Source organism: Butyricimonas sp. BSD2780061689_150309_C8 (assembly GCF_015560935.1).
Lineage (GTDB): Bacteria > Bacteroidota > Bacteroidia > Bacteroidales > Marinifilaceae > Butyricimonas > Butyricimonas paravirosa.
Genome location: NZ_JADMSV010000041.1, coordinates 1 through 20,543, shown reverse-complemented (window position 1 = coordinate 20,543; position 20,543 = coordinate 1). Strand labels below are relative to the sequence as shown.

At 48.8% G+C, this 20,543-nt stretch carries 15 protein-coding genes, 1 pseudogene and 1 riboswitch; of the genes and pseudogenes, 11 read left to right on the top strand and 5 right to left on the bottom strand.

Annotated elements, in window-relative coordinates; translation table 11 throughout:
* Positions 1 to 28: 28 nt before the first annotated feature.
* Positions 29 to 91, top strand: a riboswitch (Fluoride riboswitch).
* 29 nt (positions 92 to 120) lie between these two features.
* The 4 genes from crcB (at position 121) to I2I33_RS19510 (ending at position 6,504) form a co-directional block, all read left to right on the top strand.
* On the top strand, positions 121 to 498 hold the full coding sequence (gene crcB / locus I2I33_RS19525) for a fluoride efflux transporter CrcB (protein WP_087422084.1): 378 nt from the start codon (positions 121 to 123) through the stop codon (positions 496 to 498).
* 237 nt (positions 499 to 735) lie between these two features.
* Positions 736 to 1,875 carry an efflux RND transporter periplasmic adaptor subunit gene (locus I2I33_RS19520; protein WP_034502406.1) on the top strand — a complete coding sequence of 380 codons (1,140 nt, stop codon included), beginning with the start codon at positions 736 to 738 and terminating at the stop codon, positions 1,873 to 1,875.
* On the top strand, positions 1,872 to 4,970 hold the full coding sequence (locus tag I2I33_RS19515; protein WP_087422082.1) for an efflux RND transporter permease subunit: 3,099 nt from the start codon (positions 1,872 to 1,874) through the stop codon (positions 4,968 to 4,970). The genes I2I33_RS19520 and I2I33_RS19515 overlap by 4 nt, the downstream gene beginning before the upstream one ends.
* Before the next feature lie 175 nt (positions 4,971 to 5,145).
* On the top strand, positions 5,146 to 6,504 hold the full coding sequence (locus tag I2I33_RS19510) for an efflux transporter outer membrane subunit (protein ID WP_087422080.1): 1,359 nt from the start codon (positions 5,146 to 5,148) through the stop codon (positions 6,502 to 6,504).
* Between the two features lie 364 nt (positions 6,505 to 6,868).
* Here the strand turns inward: I2I33_RS19510 and I2I33_RS19505 are convergent, their stop codons facing one another.
* The 5 genes from I2I33_RS19505 to I2I33_RS19480 all read right to left on the bottom strand — a co-directional run bounded on the left by I2I33_RS19505 (position 6,869) and on the right by I2I33_RS19480 (position 13,911).
* Positions 6,869 to 7,663 (bottom strand): hypothetical protein, encoded by a 795-nt coding sequence (locus I2I33_RS19505; protein WP_229128391.1) that lies wholly within the window; start codon positions 7,661 to 7,663, stop codon positions 6,869 to 6,871.
* Positions 7,664 to 7,788: 125 nt separating this feature from the next.
* On the bottom strand, positions 7,789 to 8,364 hold the full coding sequence (locus I2I33_RS19500; protein WP_087422241.1) for a K(+)-transporting ATPase subunit C: 576 nt from the start codon (positions 8,362 to 8,364) through the stop codon (positions 7,789 to 7,791).
* A gap of 27 nt (positions 8,365 to 8,391) precedes the next feature.
* The gene (gene kdpB, locus I2I33_RS19495; RefSeq protein ID WP_087422240.1) at positions 8,392 to 10,431 is read right to left on the bottom strand and encodes a potassium-transporting ATPase subunit KdpB; all 2,040 of its coding nucleotides are present in this window, start codon (positions 10,429 to 10,431) and stop codon (positions 8,392 to 8,394) included.
* Between the two features lie 27 nt (positions 10,432 to 10,458).
* Positions 10,459 to 12,156, bottom strand: a complete 1,698-nt coding sequence (gene kdpA / locus I2I33_RS19490) for a potassium-transporting ATPase subunit KdpA (RefSeq protein WP_087422079.1) — start codon at positions 12,154 to 12,156, stop codon at positions 10,459 to 10,461.
* A gap of 402 nt (positions 12,157 to 12,558) precedes the next feature.
* Positions 12,559 to 13,911, bottom strand: coding sequence for a sigma-54-dependent transcriptional regulator (locus I2I33_RS19480; protein WP_087422078.1), 1,353 nt, complete (start codon positions 13,909 to 13,911; stop codon positions 12,559 to 12,561).
* Positions 13,912 to 14,106: 195 nt separating this feature from the next.
* On the opposite strand from I2I33_RS19480, the gene I2I33_RS19475 reads away from it, so the two are divergent.
* The 7 genes and pseudogenes from I2I33_RS19475 to I2I33_RS19445 all read left to right on the top strand — a co-directional run.
* Positions 14,107 to 14,883 (top strand): polyphosphate polymerase domain-containing protein, encoded by a 777-nt coding sequence (locus tag I2I33_RS19475; RefSeq protein WP_087422077.1) that lies wholly within the window; start codon positions 14,107 to 14,109, stop codon positions 14,881 to 14,883.
* The gene (locus I2I33_RS19470; protein ID WP_087422076.1) at positions 14,867 to 15,547 is read left to right on the top strand and encodes a DUF4956 domain-containing protein; all 681 of its coding nucleotides are present in this window, start codon (positions 14,867 to 14,869) and stop codon (positions 15,545 to 15,547) included. Before I2I33_RS19475 ends, I2I33_RS19470 begins: the two co-directional genes overlap by 17 nt.
* Positions 15,548 to 15,551: 4 nt before the next feature.
* Positions 15,552 to 16,217, top strand: a complete 666-nt coding sequence (locus tag I2I33_RS19465) for a DUF2490 domain-containing protein (protein ID WP_087422075.1) — start codon at positions 15,552 to 15,554, stop codon at positions 16,215 to 16,217.
* Between the two features lie 4 nt (positions 16,218 to 16,221).
* A complete protein-coding gene (locus I2I33_RS19460) occupies positions 16,222 to 17,394 on the top strand; it encodes a sensor histidine kinase (protein WP_087422074.1) in 1,173 nt (390 codons plus the stop codon).
* Entirely contained in the window at positions 17,391 to 18,119 is a 729-nt protein-coding gene (locus I2I33_RS19455) for a LytR/AlgR family response regulator transcription factor (RefSeq protein WP_087422073.1), read from the top strand. Before I2I33_RS19460 ends, I2I33_RS19455 begins: the two co-directional genes overlap by 4 nt.
* Before the next feature lie 6 nt (positions 18,120 to 18,125).
* Positions 18,126 to 20,117, top strand: coding sequence for a carbohydrate-binding domain-containing protein (locus I2I33_RS19450; protein WP_087422072.1), 1,992 nt, complete (start codon positions 18,126 to 18,128; stop codon positions 20,115 to 20,117).
* 169 nt (positions 20,118 to 20,286) lie between these two features.
* Positions 20,287 to 20,543 (top strand): annotated as a pseudogene (locus tag I2I33_RS19445) (IS256 family transposase); the annotation flags it as partial.

Below are 20,543 nucleotides of genomic sequence, written 5' to 3'. Positions count from 1 at the left end.
AAGGCAATAAAAAATCATACCTTTGCGCCCAACTTATGGTAATGGTATCTACCTCGAACCGCTTGAAAAAGCTGATGATGCCTACATGTAAAATGTTAAACCATTAAGTAGGCGTAGTATATGTTTAAAACACTATTTATCATCGGTCTCGGAAGCTTCTGCGGGGGGATATTTCGATTTCTCCTCACTCGTTTCGTACAAAATCATTTCCTTGCCGCGTTCCCTTTTGGCACGATGATCGTGAACATCACAGGCTGCCTGTTGATCGGGATTTTCTACGGGTTGTTCGAGCGAGGCAATCTACTTAACACAGACCTACGTCTGTTCTTAACCGTGGGTTTATGCGGGGGATTCACCACGTTCTCCACTTTTATGAACGAGAACTTCGTGTTATTGAGAGAACAAAACTATCTATATTTTATGTCCTACACGGTCCTCAGCATTGTACTGGGACTAACGGCCGTTTACGTGGGACACCTCATTGTAAAAGCATTATAATCCTATCCAAGTAATGAAAACCGTAGCGAGCATGAAATCAACTTGCCCCCTCCACAACTTGTGGTATTATTCTACACGGAAACACGCCGTTTTTGAAATGGACAAACGAACAGAATTCATAAATAATATTGTATCTCAACAAGATAACTTATTTTTACAATATCACGTAAAAATGTAGCATGTTATTTTCATAGCATAAGAAGAATTACGACGAAAATGTATACAAAATCAATTAATATGAAAGAATTAGGAATAGCAATTACACTCGTGTCATTCATCCTCTTGTCCGGTTGTAAAGACAAGACCGAACCGGAACGGCAAGTAGTGGCTGTAGAAAAAGTAGGAGTAGATAACGTGGAAATATACGGGGAATACGTCGGGCAGATCCGGGCGAAAGGATTCGTCGAGGTGAGAGCCCGCGTGGAAGGTTACTTGGAACAGATGCTTTTCGAGGAAGGGAAGCGCGTGAAACGGAACCAGCCCCTTTTCAAAATAAACAGTGATCTTTACCAAGCACGTGTCGATAAAGCAAAGGCTCAACTGGCAAAAGATCAAGCCCAAGAGGCAAAAGCCGAGCGTGACGTGGAACGTCTGCGCCCCCTTTACGAGCAAAAAGCTGCCAGCCAGCTTGACCTTGACAACGCCGTGGCTGCCTACGAGAGTGCCAAAGCGAACGTCGCCATGAGTAAAGCCGACCTAGCACAAGCTGAACTCGAATTAAGCTACACAACCGTGCGTTCCCCGATTGATGGATATATTAGTGAACGGTACGCTGACATCGGTACACTGGTCGGTCCCGGAGGGAAATCCCAACTGGCCACCATCGTGGAGAGTGACGAGGTACTCGTGGATTTCAGTCTTACCGCCCTCGACTACCTGCGTAGCCAGCAACGGAATGTAACCCTCGGGGAAAAAGACGCCAACCGGTCATGGCAACCCAGCGTGACCATCACGCTGGCGGATAACTCGGTTTATCCCCTAACCGGAATCGTGGACTTCGCCGACCCGCAGGTAAATCCCCAAACGGGTACATTCGGCGTGCGTGCCGAACTCCCCAATCCCGACAGGAAACTATTGCCGGGACAATTCACGAAAGTAAAGTTGTTACTCGACGTGCGTGAAAACGCCATCGTCGTTCCCAGCAAGGCGGTTGCCATTGAAAAAGGCGGCGCCTACATATACGTTGTCCGCCGCGACAGTACAGCCGAGAAACGTTTCATCGAAACCGGCCCCGAAGTGAATAATCATACCGTGGTAGAACGCGGGCTTGGACCCGACGAGCTGGTTGTCGTTGAAGGCTACCACAAACTAACCCCGGGTGCGCTCGTGAAACCCGTGAGCCCCGAAATGATTAAAGAGGAGGAGGTTGCATTATGAAACCCGGTTTCTTTATTGACAGACCGATATTCTCGGCTGTGCTATCTATCGTCATCGTGCTGGTAGGATTCATCGGGTTGTTCCTACTTCCCGTGGACCAGTACCCGCAAATCACCCCTCCCGTCGTGAAAATATCCGCGTCCTACCCGGGAGCCAGTGCCGTTACCGTTTCACAGGCGGTAGCCACTCCCATCGAACAGGAACTGAACGGAACACCGGGAATGTTATACATGGAATCGAGTAGCTCCAACTCGGGAGGTCTATCAATTACCGTGACTTTCGACATATCCACGGATGCCGAACTGGCCGCCGTCGATATTCAGAACCGCGTGAAACTGGCAGAATCCCGTCTCCCGGCAGAAGTCGTGCAGAACGGGATCAAGGTGGAGAAACAATCTTCCAGTCAGTTGATGACTCTCACGCTGACCTCATCCGACCCTCGTTTTGACGAGATATACCTCAGTAACTTCGCCACCATCAACGTGCTTGACGTGCTGAAACGTGTTCCCGGCGTGGGACGTGTTTCCAACATCGGTAGCCGTTACTACGCCATGCAAATCTGGATTCTCCCCGACCGTATGGCCAATTTCGGATTAACGATCAAAGACTTACAAAATGTACTGAAAGATCAGAACCGGGAATCCGCGGCCGGAGTACTCGGCCAGCAACCGATGAGCGGGACGGACATCACCATCCCCATCACGGCTCCGGGACGTCTTTCCTCCGTAAACGAATTTGAAGAGATTGTCGTCCGGGCAAATCCCGACGGTTCCATCATCCGTTTGCGCGACGTGGCGAGAGTATCGCTGGAGGCCAGCTCGTACAACACGGAGAGTGGATTGAACGGCGAGAATGCTGCCGTACTCGGCATCTACATGCTCCCCGGTGCGAATGCCATGGAAGTGGCCAAGAACGTGGTGAAAGCCATGGAAGAAATCAGTAAAGATTTTCCGGAAGGAGTAAGTTATAACATCCCTTTCGATATCACGACTTACATCTCGGAATCCATCCACGAGGTATATAAAACTCTGTTCGAGGCGCTTTTCCTCGTGATCTTCGTCGTGTTCCTCTCCCTCCAAAGCTGGCGGGCCTCCCTGATTCCCCTCGTTGCCGTTCCCGTGTCCCTGATCGGAACTTTCGGGTTCATGCTAGCCTTCGGGTTCTCGCTGAATATGCTGACCCTGTTGGGACTGGTACTTGCCATCGGTATTGTCGTCGATGATGCCATCGTAGTCGTCGAGGGTGTTGAACGTATCATGGAAGAAGAGGGATTGTCGCCCTACAAGGCCACCCGTAAAGCCATGAAAGAGCTGACGGGAGCGCTGGTTGCCACCTCGCTCGTGCTGGGAGCCGTGTTTGTACCAGTGAGTTTCCTACCGGGAATCACCGGTATGCTTTACCGTCAGTTTGCCATCACGATCGTGGTGTCCGTGTTGATCTCGCTGGTTGTGGCCCTAACGCTAAGCCCCGCCATGTGTGCCATCCTGTTACGCCCGTCTAACGGGAAGAAGAACTTCGTGTTCCGTAAAATCAACGAGTGGCTCGCCCGCGGGAATAACAAATACGTTCATTTTCTGCAACGGGCTCTTGCCAACCCCCGACGAATCATCGCCGGGTTCGGAATGGCTATCGTCTTCATCATCGTGTTAAACCGGGTAATCCCCAGTAGTTTCCTGCCGGAGGAAGACCAAGGATATTTCAAAGTAGAACTGGCGTTGCCCGAGGGTGCCACGCTGGAACGTACCCGCAAGGTGACGGAACGTGCCGTCGATTACCTGAAGGAACACCCTGCCGTGGCATACGTGCAGAGCGTGGCGGGAAGTAGTCCCCGTGTCGGGACAAACCAATCCCGCTCGGAACTGACCGTTATCCTCAAGCCGTGGGAAGAGCGCAAGAAAGGCGGAATGTCCCTGACAGAAGTGATGAATGATGTCCGCACCGAGTTCAAACAATACCCGGAGGCCCTTGTATTCCTCTCCACCCCGCCCGTTATCCCCGGATTGGGAACGTCGGGAGGATTCGAACTACAAGTGGAAGCTCGTAACGGGGCCACCTTCGAGAATCTGGTAGATGCTGTCGACACGCTGGTGAAATACGCTGCAAATGACAAGGCCCTTTCCGGGGTATCTTCCTCGTTGCAGGCCGAGATTCCCCAGTTGTACTTTGACGTGGACCGTGACCGGGCCCAATTCCTAGGAATACCCCTAGCCGATATATTCTCCACGATGAAAGCGTACACGGGTTCGGTGTATGTCAATGACTTCAACATGTTCAACCGGGTTTACAAGGTATATATGCAAGCGGAAGCCCCCTACCGGATGCAAAAAGAGAACCTCAATATGTTCTTCGTGAAGACATCCAAAGGAAACATGGTTCCCCTGACGGCCCTCGGTAAAGCGGAAAATACCACGGGTCCCGGATCGATCAAGCGATTCAACATGTTCACGACAGCCATCATCAACGGCGAGACCGCACCGGGTCACAGTTCGGGAGAAGCCATGAAAGCCATCGAGAAACTAGCACGTGAACACCTGCCCGACAACATCGGTACGGAATGGAGCGGTCTTTCCTTCCAAGAGAAGAAAGCGGAAGGACAAACCGGGATGGTGATGTCGCTCGTCTTCATCTTCGTGTTCCTCTTCCTTGCCGCCTTGTACGAGAGCTGGTTCGTACCGATAGCCGTGTTATTATCCTTGCCGATTGCCGCTCTCGGGGCTTATCTCGGCGTATGGGTATTCGGTTTGGAGAACGACGTGTACTTCCAGATCGGTTTGGTAACGCTGATCGGACTGGCAGCCAAGAACGCCATTTTGATCGTGGAATTCGCCAAGGTAGAAGTGGATAAAGGTGTTGATGCCGTACACGCGGCCATCACCGCTGCCCGAGCCCGGTTCCGCCCAATCTTGATGACCTCTCTGGCCTTCGTACTCGGTATGTTGCCCATGGTCCTTGCCACGGGTCCCGGATCGGCCAGCCGTCATTCCATCGGTACCGGAATCTTCTTCGGTATGATCGTTGCCATCACCGTTGGGATCGTCCTTGTACCCTTCTTCTTCGTGCAAATTTATAAGGTAAAAATGTGGAGAAAGAAATAGTTTATAAGGTTTATAAAGTTCATAAGGTTTATAAAGTGACGGGTGTCCTTCGGACAGCGTTTAACGGCAGCCCGAGCTGCCGTCAACAAAGCGCCCCGCAGGGGTCCATAAACCTTATAAACTTTATAAACCTTATGAACTTTACAAACTTTATAAACCCCAAAATATCACAGTCATGAAACACTATCACATCATACTCGTTGCCGTGCTTGTCGGAGGTCTAGCGACTTCCTGCAAGATTGGTAAAAAATATACTCGTCCGGAACTGGATTTACCGACAACAATTGCCGACACGAACAGTTCAGACACGACGACCGTGGCTGACATCCAATGGCCGACGATCTACACGGACACCGTGTTACAACGTCTCGTCAACACGGCACTCACTTACAACAAGGATCTGCTGGCTGCCGCGGCCCGGGTGAAAGAAAGTCGTTACGCCCACCGCATGGAGAAAGCGAACCTCTTCCCCAAAGTCGGTGCAGACGCGCTCGCTGAAAGAGAATATGACCGTTCTCCCGGTAACACGTTCAACGTGGAGGCCACCCTCTCTTGGGAACTTGACCTTTGGGGAAAACTCCGCTGGAGTTCACAGGCCAGTTTGGCTGCCTATCTCCAAACCGTGGAAGGACAAAGAGCCCTACACATGACGTTAGTTTCACAAGTGGCACAAGCCTATTTCGAGCTACGGGCTCTTGACATGGAATTAAGTATTGTCAAACAGACCTACGAGGCTCGTGTAGAGAGTGTTCGTCTGGCAAAATTACGTTTCGAAGGCGGGTTGACTTCCGAAACAGCCTATCGTCAGGCACAAGTGGAACTAGCGAAGACCACGACACTTGTTCCTGACCTTGAACGACAGATCCGGTTGAAAGAAAACGAAATATCCTTGCTCACGGGCCATTATCCCGGGGACATCCCCCGCGGGGAAAACATCGATCGGCAAACGCTGTTGACCGATCTTCCGGTAGGATTACCCTCTTCCCTGCTTGAACGCCGTCCCGACATCCGGCAAGCGGAATATAAACTAAAAGCGGCAAATGCGAAAGTAGGGGTTGCCTATACCAGCCTTTTCCCGCAAATCACGCTGACGGCCAGATACGGACGGGAAGATAGCGAACTCAGTGACTTCCTGAAAGCACCTTACTTTTACTTGGGAGGTAAACTACTTGCCCCCGTGTTCAATGCCGGGAGCAACCGGGCTCGTCTTAAAGCCGCCCGTGCCGCACTAGAGGCCGAGACGTACAGCTATCAACAGACCGTTCTATCCGCGTTCAAGGAAGTTGATAATGCCTTGACTACGTTCTCGAAAATACGGGATATGCGGGAATCAAGAGCCCGGTTGGAAGAGGCCGCCCGCTCGTACATGGAACTAGCCAACTTGCAATATATTAACGGGGTGATCAGTTACCTAGACGTGCTTGATGCCCAAAGAGGTTACTTCGATGCCCAGATCGGCCTGAACAATGCCGTGCGGGACGAACTGCTTTCCGTCGTTAATCTTTACAAAGTATTAGGTGGGGGATGGCAATAAAACATCCCCCCAATTTTTCCCACTGGTCTTAGATTTAGTAACTGTAGATTTTAGAATCCTTAACTCCTTGTTCGGTAAGTTACCGGTAAGTCACCGTAAAGTTACCGTAAAGTTACCGATAAATGTCGGTAACGGTCAAATAACTTATCACTGATTTTTACTTGCTTTTTCGCATATAAACTTAAGGTAACCAGAATGTTACAATGACCTATCAAGAACCGTAAAAGAGTACCCCAAGTTGTAGAAATAGGGCTAATATACGGTAACATCACTTATAACACACTACAAATCACAAAGTTACAAGAAACAAAGTAAGTTAATTTGAACGATTAAAAACAGGATTTTTCCCCTTAAACGCACAGGATTATTGTAAAGTGAACCCGAAAACAACATGTGCATCCTGCGCGGCAGGGTTCAATATCACTCGGCTAAAAACAGGCAAGGAAAACCTCTTTGAAATCCGAATCTCTTTCGCGGCGGATAACGCGATATTACACACATCAAAACCTCCGGTTCCATACATATTCCGGCTCTCGTAAGGAGTAAAACCCAGTGTTGCAGTCAGGTTGATCTGCCGAAGCGTGAACGGGTAATTCAATTCCACGTAAGAAGAATAATTCTGTTTCCCGTCCCGGGCATCCTTATCAGCTCCCCAAAACATCGTGTTCCAAGCCACGGACAAGGGAAACCTCTCGGAAATTGTCCACGAAATTCCGGCCTCCAGACGATGTTTCGTGTCATGATTGTCCAAATTAAAATACTTGGCAGAAGAATTATCCTCTTTTTCCCAGAACTTGTCACCTTCCCACCAGTAGTCGGCAACAGACACGGATACACGTCCGAAACTGTAGGCAGCCGTAATATCAATTTCCTTGTGTAAATCGCTGATCTCTTTCGATCCCCAAACCGTAAGCGAGAAGTTACCCGCACTCATTCCCAGAGTTGGTTGGATACTGGCTCCTGCATTGTAAGCTCCACGCCATACGTAAGAACTCACCACGTCGGCACTCACTTTAAAATTCACCTTGCCGGCATCATGATTCTCACTCGTTACCTTCTTTTCAACCTTCTTCTCCGCGGGAACATTCTCTTGTCCACACACATTTAAAGCAAGGAGCAAAGCCCCTGCCATCATCATTGTTTTCTTTACTAATTGCATATTAAAACTTATTTAATTAAAGGGTAATAACATCCCTTGCGGTCACCCGACCGTTTCCTCCATTTTTAAGAAATCGGGGGATGGACGCATCCCCCGATGCAAAATAAACACCTAACTAAATCAAACTAATCGGCTTTCTCGTCCAAGGCCATATTTAGTTTTAGAACATTCACTTTCGACGGGCCGAACATCCCCAACAAGGGGCCTTGTTTCACCTTTTCAACAATCGCTTTCACCGCCTCTTCCGACATTCCCCGAGCTTCGGCAACCCGTTTCACCTGCACGTAGGCCGAAGCCACGGAAATATCCGGGTCCAAACCGCTGCCGCTGGCCGTCACAATATCGGCAGGCACTTCCTCCCGTTTCAGGTAGGGATGTTTCACGAGAAAAGTATCGATACGACTCTCCACCTCTTCCAGATACTCCGGGTTCGTCGTTGCCTTATTACTTCCGGCCGAACTGGTTGCATCGTACCCGTCACCGGCACAGGAAGGCCGTCCCCAGAAATAAATATCCTTCGTGAAATTCTGTCCCACGTTAGCACCCCCGACCACTTTCCCGTCAAGCACTGCCACCTCGGCGTTTCCACCGTTCGGTCCTGCCACCTTGGCAAACAACCAAAGGACAAGTATGTAGAAAACACTAAAAAAGACACAAAATACAAGGGTCAATCTGAATGATTTCAATAAATTCGATTTCATGATTATCTTCATTTACAAGTTTCCATTTTATAATAACCAACCGATCAGTAGATCGATCAACTTAATCCCGATAAACGGGGCAATAATACCTCCCAACCCGTAGATCAGCATATTCCGACGTAACAAGGCTGAGGCTCCGATCGGTTTGTAAGCCACCCCCTTCAACGCCAACGGAATCAGTAACGGGATGATAACAGCGTTAAAGATTACCGCAGAAAGAATCGCGCTTTCAGGGCTGTGTAATCCCATGATATTCAACACGCCCAGCGAAGGAATTGTTGCCATGAACAAGGCAGGAACGATAGCGAAATACTTGGCGACATCGTTCGCTATACTGAACGTGGTCAACGTACCCCGTGTCATCAATAGCTGCTTCCCGATTTCTACTATTTCGATTAACTTCGTCGGGTCATTGTCCAAATCGACCATATTTCCCGCCTCTTTCGCTGCCTGTGTTCCACTGTTCATAGCAACCCCCACGTCGGCCTGTGCCAAGGCCGGGGCATCATTCGTTCCGTCTCCCATCATGGCCACCAATTTTCCCTCTTGCTGTTCCTTCCGGATGTACTCCATCTTGTCTTCCGGTTTTGCCTCGGCAATAAAATCATCCACACCGGCTTTCTGAGCAATATACTTTGCAGTCAACGGGTTATCCCCTGTCACCATCACCGTTTTCACACCCATTTTACGCAACCGCTCGAAACGTTCCCGGATACCCGGCTTTATAATATCCTGTAACTCGATAACACCCAGAATCTTCTCGTTCTCGCAAACCACCAGCGGGGTTCCCCCGTTACCGGAAATCGTGCGGATCCTTTGTTCCGTTTCCAGCGGAAATTCGTTCCCGGCTCTCTCCGCGATCGCACGAATGGAATCGAAAGCCCCTTTCCGAATCCGGGTACCGTCTGCCAAGTCCACCCCGGAACAACGGGTTTCGGCAGTAAACTTGATCATCCGAGTCACGGCCGTGTCAATATCCCTCATCCGGAGATGACTCTCCCGCCCTAGTTCCACGATAGACTTTCCTTCCGGTGTCTCGTCGGAAAGCGAAGACAACATACAAGCTCTCACGAAATGCTGTTCATCCACCCCGGCAGAAGGATAAAAACGAGTGGCCTTCCGGTTACCGATCGTGATCGTACCTGTTTTATCCAACAACAACGTATCTACGTCACCCGCCGTTTCGACCGCCTTACCCGATTTTGTAATCACGTTGGCACGTAACGCCCGGTCCATCCCGGCGATACCGATCGCCGAAAGCAATCCCCCGATTGTCGTCGGGATCAAGCACACGAACAGAGATATAAAAGCTGCCACCGTGATATTGGTTCCCACGTAATCACCAAAAGGTTTCAGCGTCGCGCAGACAATCACGAACACCAGCGTGAACCCGGCCAACAGGATGGTCAGCGCGATCTCGTTCGGGGTCTTCTGGCGAGATGCACCTTCCACCAGAGCGATCATCTTATCCAAAAAGCTCTCACCCGGCTGGGTCGTCACCTGTACACGGATCTTATCGGAAAGGACCTTGGTTCCCCCGGTCACGGAACTCTTGTCCCCTCCCGCCTCGCGGATCACCGGGGCGCTCTCACCCGTGATGGCACTCTCGTCAATAGAGGCTAATCCCTCGATAATTTCCCCGTCGGAAGGAATCACGTCCCCGGCCTCACACTCGAAGACATCTCCTTTCTTCAATTGAGAGCTACTGATCACCTGTACTTTACCGTTCACGATCATCTTCGCCGGAGTCTCCTCTCTCGTTTTTCGTAAACTATCAGCCTGTGCCTTCCCTCTCGCTTCGGCGATAGCCTCGGCGAAATTGGCAAACAACAAGGTGATAAATAATATGATGGAAACCGCCACGTTATAACCGAATGATCCCTGATCCGTGATCCCGGCAAAAAGAAAATACAACGTGGCAACAATCATCAACACCGTACAAATCTCCACCGTGAACATCACGGGATTCTTTACCATCAGCCGCGGGTTTAACTTCACGAACGACTGCTTCAAGCTCTCCAGCACCAATTCCCGCGGGAAAAGTGAAGTTGATTTATTGGATTTCATATTCATACACGATTTATAATTCAAATTCTAAAATGATAAATAATCAGCGATAGGCCCTAACGTCAATGCCGGGAAGAACGACAAGGCTGCCACGATAAAGATTACGAGGAAAGTCATGACGGCAAAAGTCGTCGTGTCCGTCTTTAGCGTACCTGCGCTCTCCGGGATAAACTTCTTACTTGCCAGCAACCCGGCAATGGCCACCTGACCGACAATCGGGAGGTAACGTCCCATGATCAGCACGATACCGCACGTGTAGTTCCAAAAATAGGTGTTATCGCTCAATCCCTCGAAACCGGAACCGTTATTGGCAGCCGAAGAGGTGTACTCGTATAGCATCTCGCTTAAACCGTGGAAGGAAGGGTTATTCAGCCAAGCTCCCGCCAGTTCGGGATTGTGAGCCGCCAAAAAACTAGCTATCGCCGTGAACAACAAGATAAAGAACGGGTGAGCCAATGCCACGATCATGGCGATCTTCATCTCTCTCGCTTCCACCTTCTTCCCTAGGAACTCCGGGGTACGCCCGACCATCAATCCACTGATAAACACGGCTATGATGATAAACACGTAGTAATTCATGAATCCCACTCCGACACCGCCAAACCAACAGTTTATCATCATGTTCAACATCGTGAACATTCCCGTGATGGGAGTCAGGCTATCGTGCATACCGTTCACGGAACCATTGGATGTTACCGTAGTCACCTGGCTCCACAGGGCCGTACCCGCGGAACCGATACGGATTTCTTTACCTTCCATGCTTCCCAGCTCTTGGGCTATTCCCAGCTCGTTGATCTGCTCACTGCCTCGCATTTCAAAATAATGAGCGGCAAAAACACCCACAAGGAAGGCAAATAACATCACTCCGAAGATCGTGTATGCTAACTTTTTGCGTTTCAAGTAGAATCCCAGCGCGAACACCATCGCCATCGGGATAATTAATATCGACCAACACTCCGTCATGTTCGTCAGGAAAGTCGGATTTTCCAAAGGATGGGAAGAATTCACCCCGAAATAACCACCGCCATTCGTCCCTAACTGCTTGATTGGCACGATGGCAGCCGTCGGTCCCTGTGAAATCATCTGGGTCTGTCCCTCCAACGTGGTCACTTCCATTTTCCCGTCAAAGCCCATCGGAACACCTTCGATGATCAAGATAAAACCAACAACCAAAGCTAACGGTAACAAGATTCGGGTACAACTCTTCACGAGCAACGCCCAGAAGTTACCGAAATCCCGTGTCGTTTTGGCAGCCATCGCCCGGAATATCCCGGCCAACGCGGCCATACCCGTGGCGGCAGTGATAAACTGAAACAACATGATCACGAACAACTGGGTGAAATAAGTCAATCCCGATTCACCGCTATAATGCTGCAAATTACAGTTTACCATGAAACTGATACAGGTATTGAACGCCTGATCGGGTGTTTGTCCCACATTCCCATCCGGGTTCAACGGCAGATGCCCCTGGAAGACCAAAAGGAACATTCCCCAGAAGAACCAAAACAGGTTGATCGTCAACAATGCCACCAAGAATTTCTTCCAGTTCATTGACTCTTCCGGGTTTATACCGCCTAATTTAAACATCCATCTCTCCACGGGAGCCATAAAATCCGTCCATACACGCTCCCCTTTGTACACTTTTGCGATGTAACGTCCCAACGGGTAAGCCAGTACCACCAACAGGACGATCTGCAATACACTACCTAGAATCTCTGTATTCATTTCTTATTTTATCTAAAATTTCTCGGGCCGAACCAGTACATACATCATGTACCCGAACATCACCACACTAAAAATAAATAATACCGTAAACATCTTTTCCTCCTTTAAATCTTCTCAAACCAATCAATGCACTTAAAGAAAAACCAGTAACAGACGACGCCTGTCAGACACAAGAAAATAAATGATAATACCTGTTCCATAATTTCATATATTAATTCAATAATCTTTGCCCTTGTGATACCAATGGTATGCCACATGAAGGAACAATTACTATAACCATCTATGAAACAAGAATATAAACATCCTTATAGGAAAGAATAAAAGACAAGAAACCCTACCAAAATGAAAAGGTCATCCTTTCATTTCGGTATAGCAAAACGGAAAACAAACGAACGATACTTGTTATTTGTCTCCCAACCCGTATTCCTCGATTTTACGGTACAAAGTAGTTAACCCGATACGCATCAACCGGGCAGCCTCCGTCTTGTTGCCCCCCGTGTGTTGAAGAACCCTCCGGATATGATTCTTCTCGATATTCGCCATGTCAAAATCGGAAAATCCTCCCGTTTCTCCCGCAGCCGGGACCGGACGTCGCAATTCAAGCGGCAGATCATCCACCGTCAACTGCCCCTCTCCCGCGATCACGATACTCCGTTCCACCACGTTACGCAATTCCCGGACATTTCCATGCCAGCCGTAACGTTTCAAACATTCCATGTAATCCGGATGAATCTCCAACCCCTTCTTCTTCATCTTCGCCCCGAAATATTGCACGAAAGCCCGCGCGTACACTTCTATATCCTCCACCCGTTCCCGCAATGGCGGTAACGGAATACAGAACACGGAAAGCCGATAATATAAATCCTCCCGGAAATGCCCGTCCCCGATCTCTTTTGTCAAATCCCGGTTCGTGGCAGCGATCACCCGCACGTCCACCTTCGTGGGTTTCGTATCTCCTATTTTAATAAATTCACCAGCCTCCAGAATACGCAGCAACTTCGCCTGCAAATCAAACGCCATTTCCCCGATCTCATCCAAGAATATCGTGCCGTGATTCGCCTCTTCGAACAATCCCTTTTTGTCCTTCAAAGCGCCCGTGAAAGAACCCGCTTTATGTCCAAACATCTCGCTCTCCAGCAATTCCTTGCTGAAAGCCGCACAATTCACCGCCACGAAAGACTTCTTGGCCCGTTCGCTATTCCGGTGAATCGCCTGCGCAAACACCTCTTTCCCCGTTCCGGTTTCCCCCGTCAATAGCACGGGGACATCCGTCACGGAAACCTTCTTTGCCAGCGCAATGGCCTCCCGGATTGCCATTGAACTCCCCAGAATCGTGTCAAACGAGTATTCCCGATCCACCGGAATCTCCGCCTGACTCTCCTGCTTGGCCTTTGCCACTTGATCCATAGCCCGACTGATCAACGGGATAATCCGGTTATTATCATCCCCTTTCGTGAGATAATCAAATGCCCCGTTTTTGATCGCCTGCACCCCGTCGGGAATATTCCCGTGAGCCGTCAGCATGATCACCTCCACCAGCGGCTTTGTCCGCTTGATCTCCGCAATCAACTCCACCCCGTTCCCGTCCGGCAAACGCACGTCACACAACACCACGTCCGGATCGTGCAAAGCCAATTGCTTTAACCCGTTCTTGCAGGAATCCGCCTGGAAGACCTCGTACCCCTCCAGCCCTATGATCCGGGATAATAATCCCCTTAATTGATCTTCATCGTCTATAATCAGTACTTTATTCATAAAACGCCAATATGGGTACGAAGATACAATCATTTTATCACATTAAAAAGAACACGGGTTTTCAAAAACGACTTTCGCCTAAAAACCAATAGATAACATTCGCCTATTCGTAGATAAAAAACGGCTCTTTATTGATTATTTTTCAAAATTATCACGATCTATCTTACTTTTACTCAACAAGCAAGAAAAAACATCATGTTCATCAACTTACCAATAGAACCCCAACTTTCCCGTTTCACCCCCATCACGCTGGATGAAATGGAAAAGGTACGCTTGATGAACCGGATAGATACAAAATTTATTACAAATTCAACAAATTGGTTACACCTTCTTCCGTGTTTTGGAAAAGACTACCTCGTGCAGGAAGTCATGGGCAGGCGCATCGCCTCCTACCATACCATTTATTATGATACACCCCACAACGCGATGTACCTCGCCCACCATAACGGGAAAAAGAGTCGGGAGAAAATCAGAATACGGGAATATGCCGACACCCGGCAAACCTTTTTAGAGATCAAAGACAAGAGTAATAAAGGCCGTACAGACAAAAAGAGGGTCCTGTTACCGGAAACACGACAAGTTATTTGCCCCGCGGACAACGACTTTCTGAGCCGTCATACCCTTTTCGAGACTGACGAACTACGGCCCTGCCTAGAAAACTATTTCGAACGAGTGACTCTCGTCAACCGGGATAAAACGGAACGCCTGACGATAGACACGAACATCCGGTTCCGTAATCTTCACACGGGTAGGGAGCAATCCCTTCCCGATCTCGTGATTATCGAGCTGAAACAGGACGGCAACTGCCCGTCACTTGCCCGCCAGCTACTTGCCGATCACCATATTCACCCGGGCGGGTTCAGTAAATTCTGTATCGGCTCCGTGCTGACTGATCCGGCATTAAAACAAAACCGATTCAAACCTATCCTCATACAAATTAATAAAACCTTGAATTATGAACTCTTTTCTTGACCTCACGGAAGACCTGCTATCCGAAACTCCCTTGATAGACATGGCAGACCTCTGGCAACTCTTGTTCCGGTTCGTCTTTAACTTTATCGTGGTCGGAATCATCATTCATTTCTTCTACTACCCGAAAAGCAAACGCCGGGACTACTACTTCACGTTCACCCTAATCAGTATCAGCGTGTTCTTCCTTATCTTCCTGCTCGGCAGCGTGAAACTGAAAATCGGTTTCGCTCTCGGTATTTTCGCCATTTTCGGGATCATCCGCTACCGTACAGAATCCGTGCCTATCCGGGAAATGACCTACTTGTTCACGATCACGGCTTTGTCCGTTATCAACGCCCTGTCCATCCAAGTGGGCCTCACCGAGATGCTCGTGACAAACGCCATCTTCCTGCTCGTGACCAGCCTGTTGGAAAGCGAGAGATGGTTGAAACACACGAGTAGCAAACTGATCCTTTACGACCGGATTCAACTTATCACGCCCGACAAACGGGAAGAACTCATCGCGGACCTCTCCGCCCGCACGGGGCTACACATACAAAAGATCGAGATCGGACATATCGACTTCCTTCGGGACGCCGCGTTCATCAAAGTTTACTACGAATCGGACAGCCGGGAAACAAACACCGTGGATCATTTAACCAAATTCCCAAAAGAAGGAGAATAACACCATGCGCTACATCACGATCATAATATTATTACTTTCAGTCCTGCCCCTGACGGCACAAGACAACCTAGAGAATTCATTTAGCATTGAACTCTCCAAAAAGATATTCCCAAAGTTCACGATCACGCTGGAAGAAGATTTCCGCCTCCGTGACAACTTCCAAGAAATAGATCGTTTTTCAACCACGCTAGAAATTTCTTATCGGGTCTGCAACCACCTGAAAGCGGGCGGCGCATACAATCTAATTAACTACAATCATCCCTCCAAAGATTGGGAAATGCGCCACCGCTACTATTTCTATCTCACGGGTTCCTACAAATTACGTCGTTTCACGTTCTCCCTGCGGGAACGGTTTCAGAGTACCTACCGGGTACACGTGAAAGAAACGGCAAAACGGGCAAATCCAAAACTTTACCTCCGTAGCCGTCTGAAAGTAGAATACGACATACGCCGGTCAGCCTTCGAACCGTTCGCCTCCATAGAATGGTACAACACGCTGAATAACCCGCAAGGCAACAGCATGGATCGTCTGAAATACATCATCGGCAGCTGCTATAAACTCAATAAAAAGAACGCCCTTCAACTGTATTACCGTTACGTGAACTTCACGGATGACGACGAATCAAACGGGAAACAGATGCTAGGATTAGGTTACACGCATAAGTTTTAACACCATGAAAAACACCGAACAACGACAAAGAATACTGGAAAACTTAGTTTACGCACTGGCATGGATCATCGTATTCGCCGTTCCCGTATTGCACTTCGACCGGGAAACAGGCCTTAACTGGGATGACATTTCACGGGAATGGATGATTATTCTCCCTTTCTTCATGCTCTTCTGCGTTCACAACTACCTCCTATTACCCTTTTTCCTGCTGGATAAGAAACCGTGGCAATACCTCATTGTCACGCTGGGAGTTATCCTTGTGATTTTCATATATAACCCGTTTGAAACCCGTCAAACAATCCCCCATCCCCGGCCATTTACCGAACGTCCGTTTGAAAACGCTCCACGCTCCGGAGAAAGAGGCCCCGGCGGTGAACGTTTCACCCCCCCGTCCGGTGAACAAATGCCCCTACCGGAAAAGAAGGAACAAATGCAACCTCAACAAGCGAAAAAGGCCCCGTTCAAATTCAAGGCCCCATTCCCTCGCAATCCGTTTTTCAACCAACTCCTGCTGGCTATTCTCATGGTCGGATTCAACGTAGCAATCAAACTTCTGTTCAAATCCATCCGGGACGATCGCCACTTGAAAGAACTGGAAAAACAAAACCTGCAAACCGAACTGGAATATCTGAAACACCAGATCAACCCGCATTTCTTCATGAACACGCTGAACAACATTCACGCCCTGATTGACGTTGACACGGAAAAAGCCAAAGAATCGGTGATCGAACTCTCTAAAATCATGAGATACATCCTCTATGATTCAAGTCAACCGATAATTTCTCTCCAAAAAGAAATCACGTTACTGAACAACTACATCGCCTTGATGCGGATTCGCTACACGGACTCCATCGACATCAGCGTAAATATAGCGGACAACCTGCCGGACGTGCAGATCCCGCCACTTCTTTTTATCTCGTTCATAGAGAACGCATTCAAACACGGGATCAGCTACCAGCATCCCTCATTCGTTCATATCATGCTGGAAACACGGGAAAAAGAACTCTCATTCTACATCGTGAACAGTAACTTCAGTGATACCCATAACCCTTCCGGTATCGGGCTGGAAAACGTGACCAAACGGCTCCAACTACTCTATGGTGACAAATACATCTTGGAAACCCGTGCCGAAGAAAACTCGTTTAGTGTAAACCTTATTATTCCAATAGAATCATGATCAGTTGTATTGCTATCGACGATGAACCCCTCGCCCTGCGAAAACTGGGTGACTATATCAAGAGAACCCCATTTCTTGAACTGGAAAGTTCATGTTCCAGCGCACTGGAAGCCATGCGGGTTCTCTCGGAAAAGGAAATAGACCTGATGTTTATCGACATCAATATGCCCGATCTCAGCGGTATGGATTTCGTGAAATCTCTGGTCCGAAAACCGATGATCATTTTTACCACGGCCTACTCGGAATTCGCGCTTGAGGGGTTCAAAGTCGATGCAACCGATTATCTGTTAAAACCATTCAATTATCAGGACTTTCTCCACGCCGCCGACAAAGCGAGGTTGCAACACGAGTTATTCTCACGCCCTCTCAACCGCAGCGAGGAAGGCGAAAACCCCGATGGTCTCTTCGTGAAAGCCGATTACAAGATGATCCGGATAGATTTCCGGGACATTCTCTACATCGAGGGACAAAGCGAATACGCCCGGATTTTTCGGGAAAACCAACCACCCGTCATGACACTTCTCAGCCTGAAAGCAATCGAGGAACGGCTACCCACCAACCGTTTCATGCGAGTGCATCGCTCCTATATCGTACATCTCGACAAAGTGAAGGAAGTTGCTCGCAACCGGATCATTTTCGCCCCGGACACCTATATCCCCGTGGGCGACCAGTACAAGGATAACTTTAACCGATTTCTTGATACAAATTCGTTAATCAAAAAATAAACTACCATGAAAAAATACGTGTACCTTGCCCTATTCATTGCTATTGACATCGCTTGGGCATGTAGCAAATCGGATACAGACCTCCCGGATCTCGTTGATGATCCGGAAGAGATTACCATCAACGACGTACTGGAATCTGATCCGGAAGACTTCGTGGAAAACGCCACGTTTACCTCTACCGTCACGATCAAGTACTCCGGGAATAATGCCACGGTTTCCTCCCTCCCCACGGGAGTAAGTGTAGCATGTAACGGAGCCGACGTGACAATCACCTCTTCTATTGATCAAGTAGAATACATCTTGTCGGGAACCTCTCCCGACGGGATGTTCAAACTATACAGCGATAAAAAATTCAAACTGACACTAAACACCGTAAATCTGACTAACCCTGACGGTCCCGCCATCAACATACAATCGGGTAAACGAGCTTACGTCGTACTGCCCGACAACACGACAAACACCCTCACGGACGGAACTTCCTACACCTCTTCCGGTAGCGAGGACATGAAAGCCTGTTTCTTCAGCGAAGGACAATTGGTCTTTAGCGGTACCGGTTCGCTGAACATCACCGCCAACTACAAACATGGCATTTGTAGCGATGACTACGTGCGCATCCGGGCAGGCGTTACTCTCTCCATACAGCAAGCCGTGAAAGACGGCATCCATGCTAATGATTACGTGCTGATAGATGGAGGTACACTCCACATCAACGCCTCCGGTGACGGGATTGAATGTGAGAAAGGCTGTATCGAAATCAACGGGGGAGAGATCACAATAAACAGCACGGACGACGGGATTGTCGCGTCCTGCGAGGACAATGACTACACGATCTCCCCTTTCATTAAGATTAACGGGGGTAACCTAACGATCACGACGAGCGGGCAAAAAGGTATGGCAATAAAAAGCGAAAGTAACACCACCATTAACGGCGGGGACCTCCGTCTTGCCGTCTCGGGCGAGGCCTCCAAGGGAATCAAATCCGGGGGACACGTCGTGATTACCGGGGGTACATTAGACATTACCACCACGGGCAACGCCTTCTACGAGAGCAATGACATATCCTCGGCGGCAGGCATAAAATGTGACGGCAGTTTTAAAATAACCAATCCCGAAACCACCCTAACGATCACCAGTAGCGGCTCCGCGGGTAAAGGCATTAACTGTGACGGAACTCTCACGATTGAGAATTGCACGGTAAATGTGACAACCACGGGTAAACCTTATATATACGGTCGTCTGGACGCCTCGGCCAAAGGTATTAAAAGCGATGGAAATCTCACGATTAGAGGTAGTAACGTCACTGTTAAAACAACCGGGGGCGAGAATAGCGAAGGTATAGAAAGCAAGGCCACTCTCACAATTGAAAGCGGAACGATAGAAGTTATCGCCTACGACGATTGTATCAACGCGGCGAATGCTATCGTGATCAATGGCGGAATGATCTACTGTTACAGCTCCAACAATGATGGCATTGACTCCAATGGAACCCTCACCATTACGGGAGGTACCGTGATTGCCTCCGGCACAACCATGCCGGAAGAAGGATTCGATTGCGACCAGAACACTTTTACAATCACCGGGGGAATCATCATCGGAACAGGCGGGAGTACTAGTACCCCGACCACAAAGACCTGCACCCAACACTCTCTCGTTTACGGGACCTCCGGAACCGAAGGACAAATTATAAACATCCAATCTCCAGATGGAACGAGTATATTAACCTACCAATTACCGAGATCATACACACAATTAACCTTCCTATTCAGTAGTCCCTCCCTCGCTGCGAACACGACTTACACCGTAAGCACAGGCGGTAGCGTGGCAGGTGGCACTGAATTCCACGGGTTACACACGAACGCAACCTACACGGGCGGTAGTTCGGTAACAACCTTTACCACAAATTCCATGGTAACCTCTGTTGGTTCCACAAGTGGCGGAGGAGGACGGCCAAACGGACCGGGCAGCTTCGGTGGAGACTGGGGGAGGTTATTACCTTAGGAAAAGATGGGGAGAGAGTCAGCCATTGTGTGCTAACTCTCTCATTATTTGATTGTTTTTCGCGGAGAGGGAGGGATGACTCGAAGTCCTTCAGACTGATAGTGTTTCAAAAAGTGTGTAAATTCCGAATTGATTATTTTTGTAATGCAATTTTCAAAAATGAATAATTATGGAATTTACACATGAACAAATCTCGGAAATAATTTCCGAAATCACAAACGGTGAACTAGGTTTACAAGGCTTGGTCAAACAAGGTTTAGAGAGTTTAATGTTATCGGAACGTGATCTTCATAACGAGACACGTGGTGACGTGAGTAACGGTTTTCGTGGTCGTCGAGTATGTCATGGAGGTAAGGTCTTCGAACTTCGGGTCCCGCGTAGTCGTAACAACCATTTTTACCCGATGTTACTGGGGGTGCTAAAAGA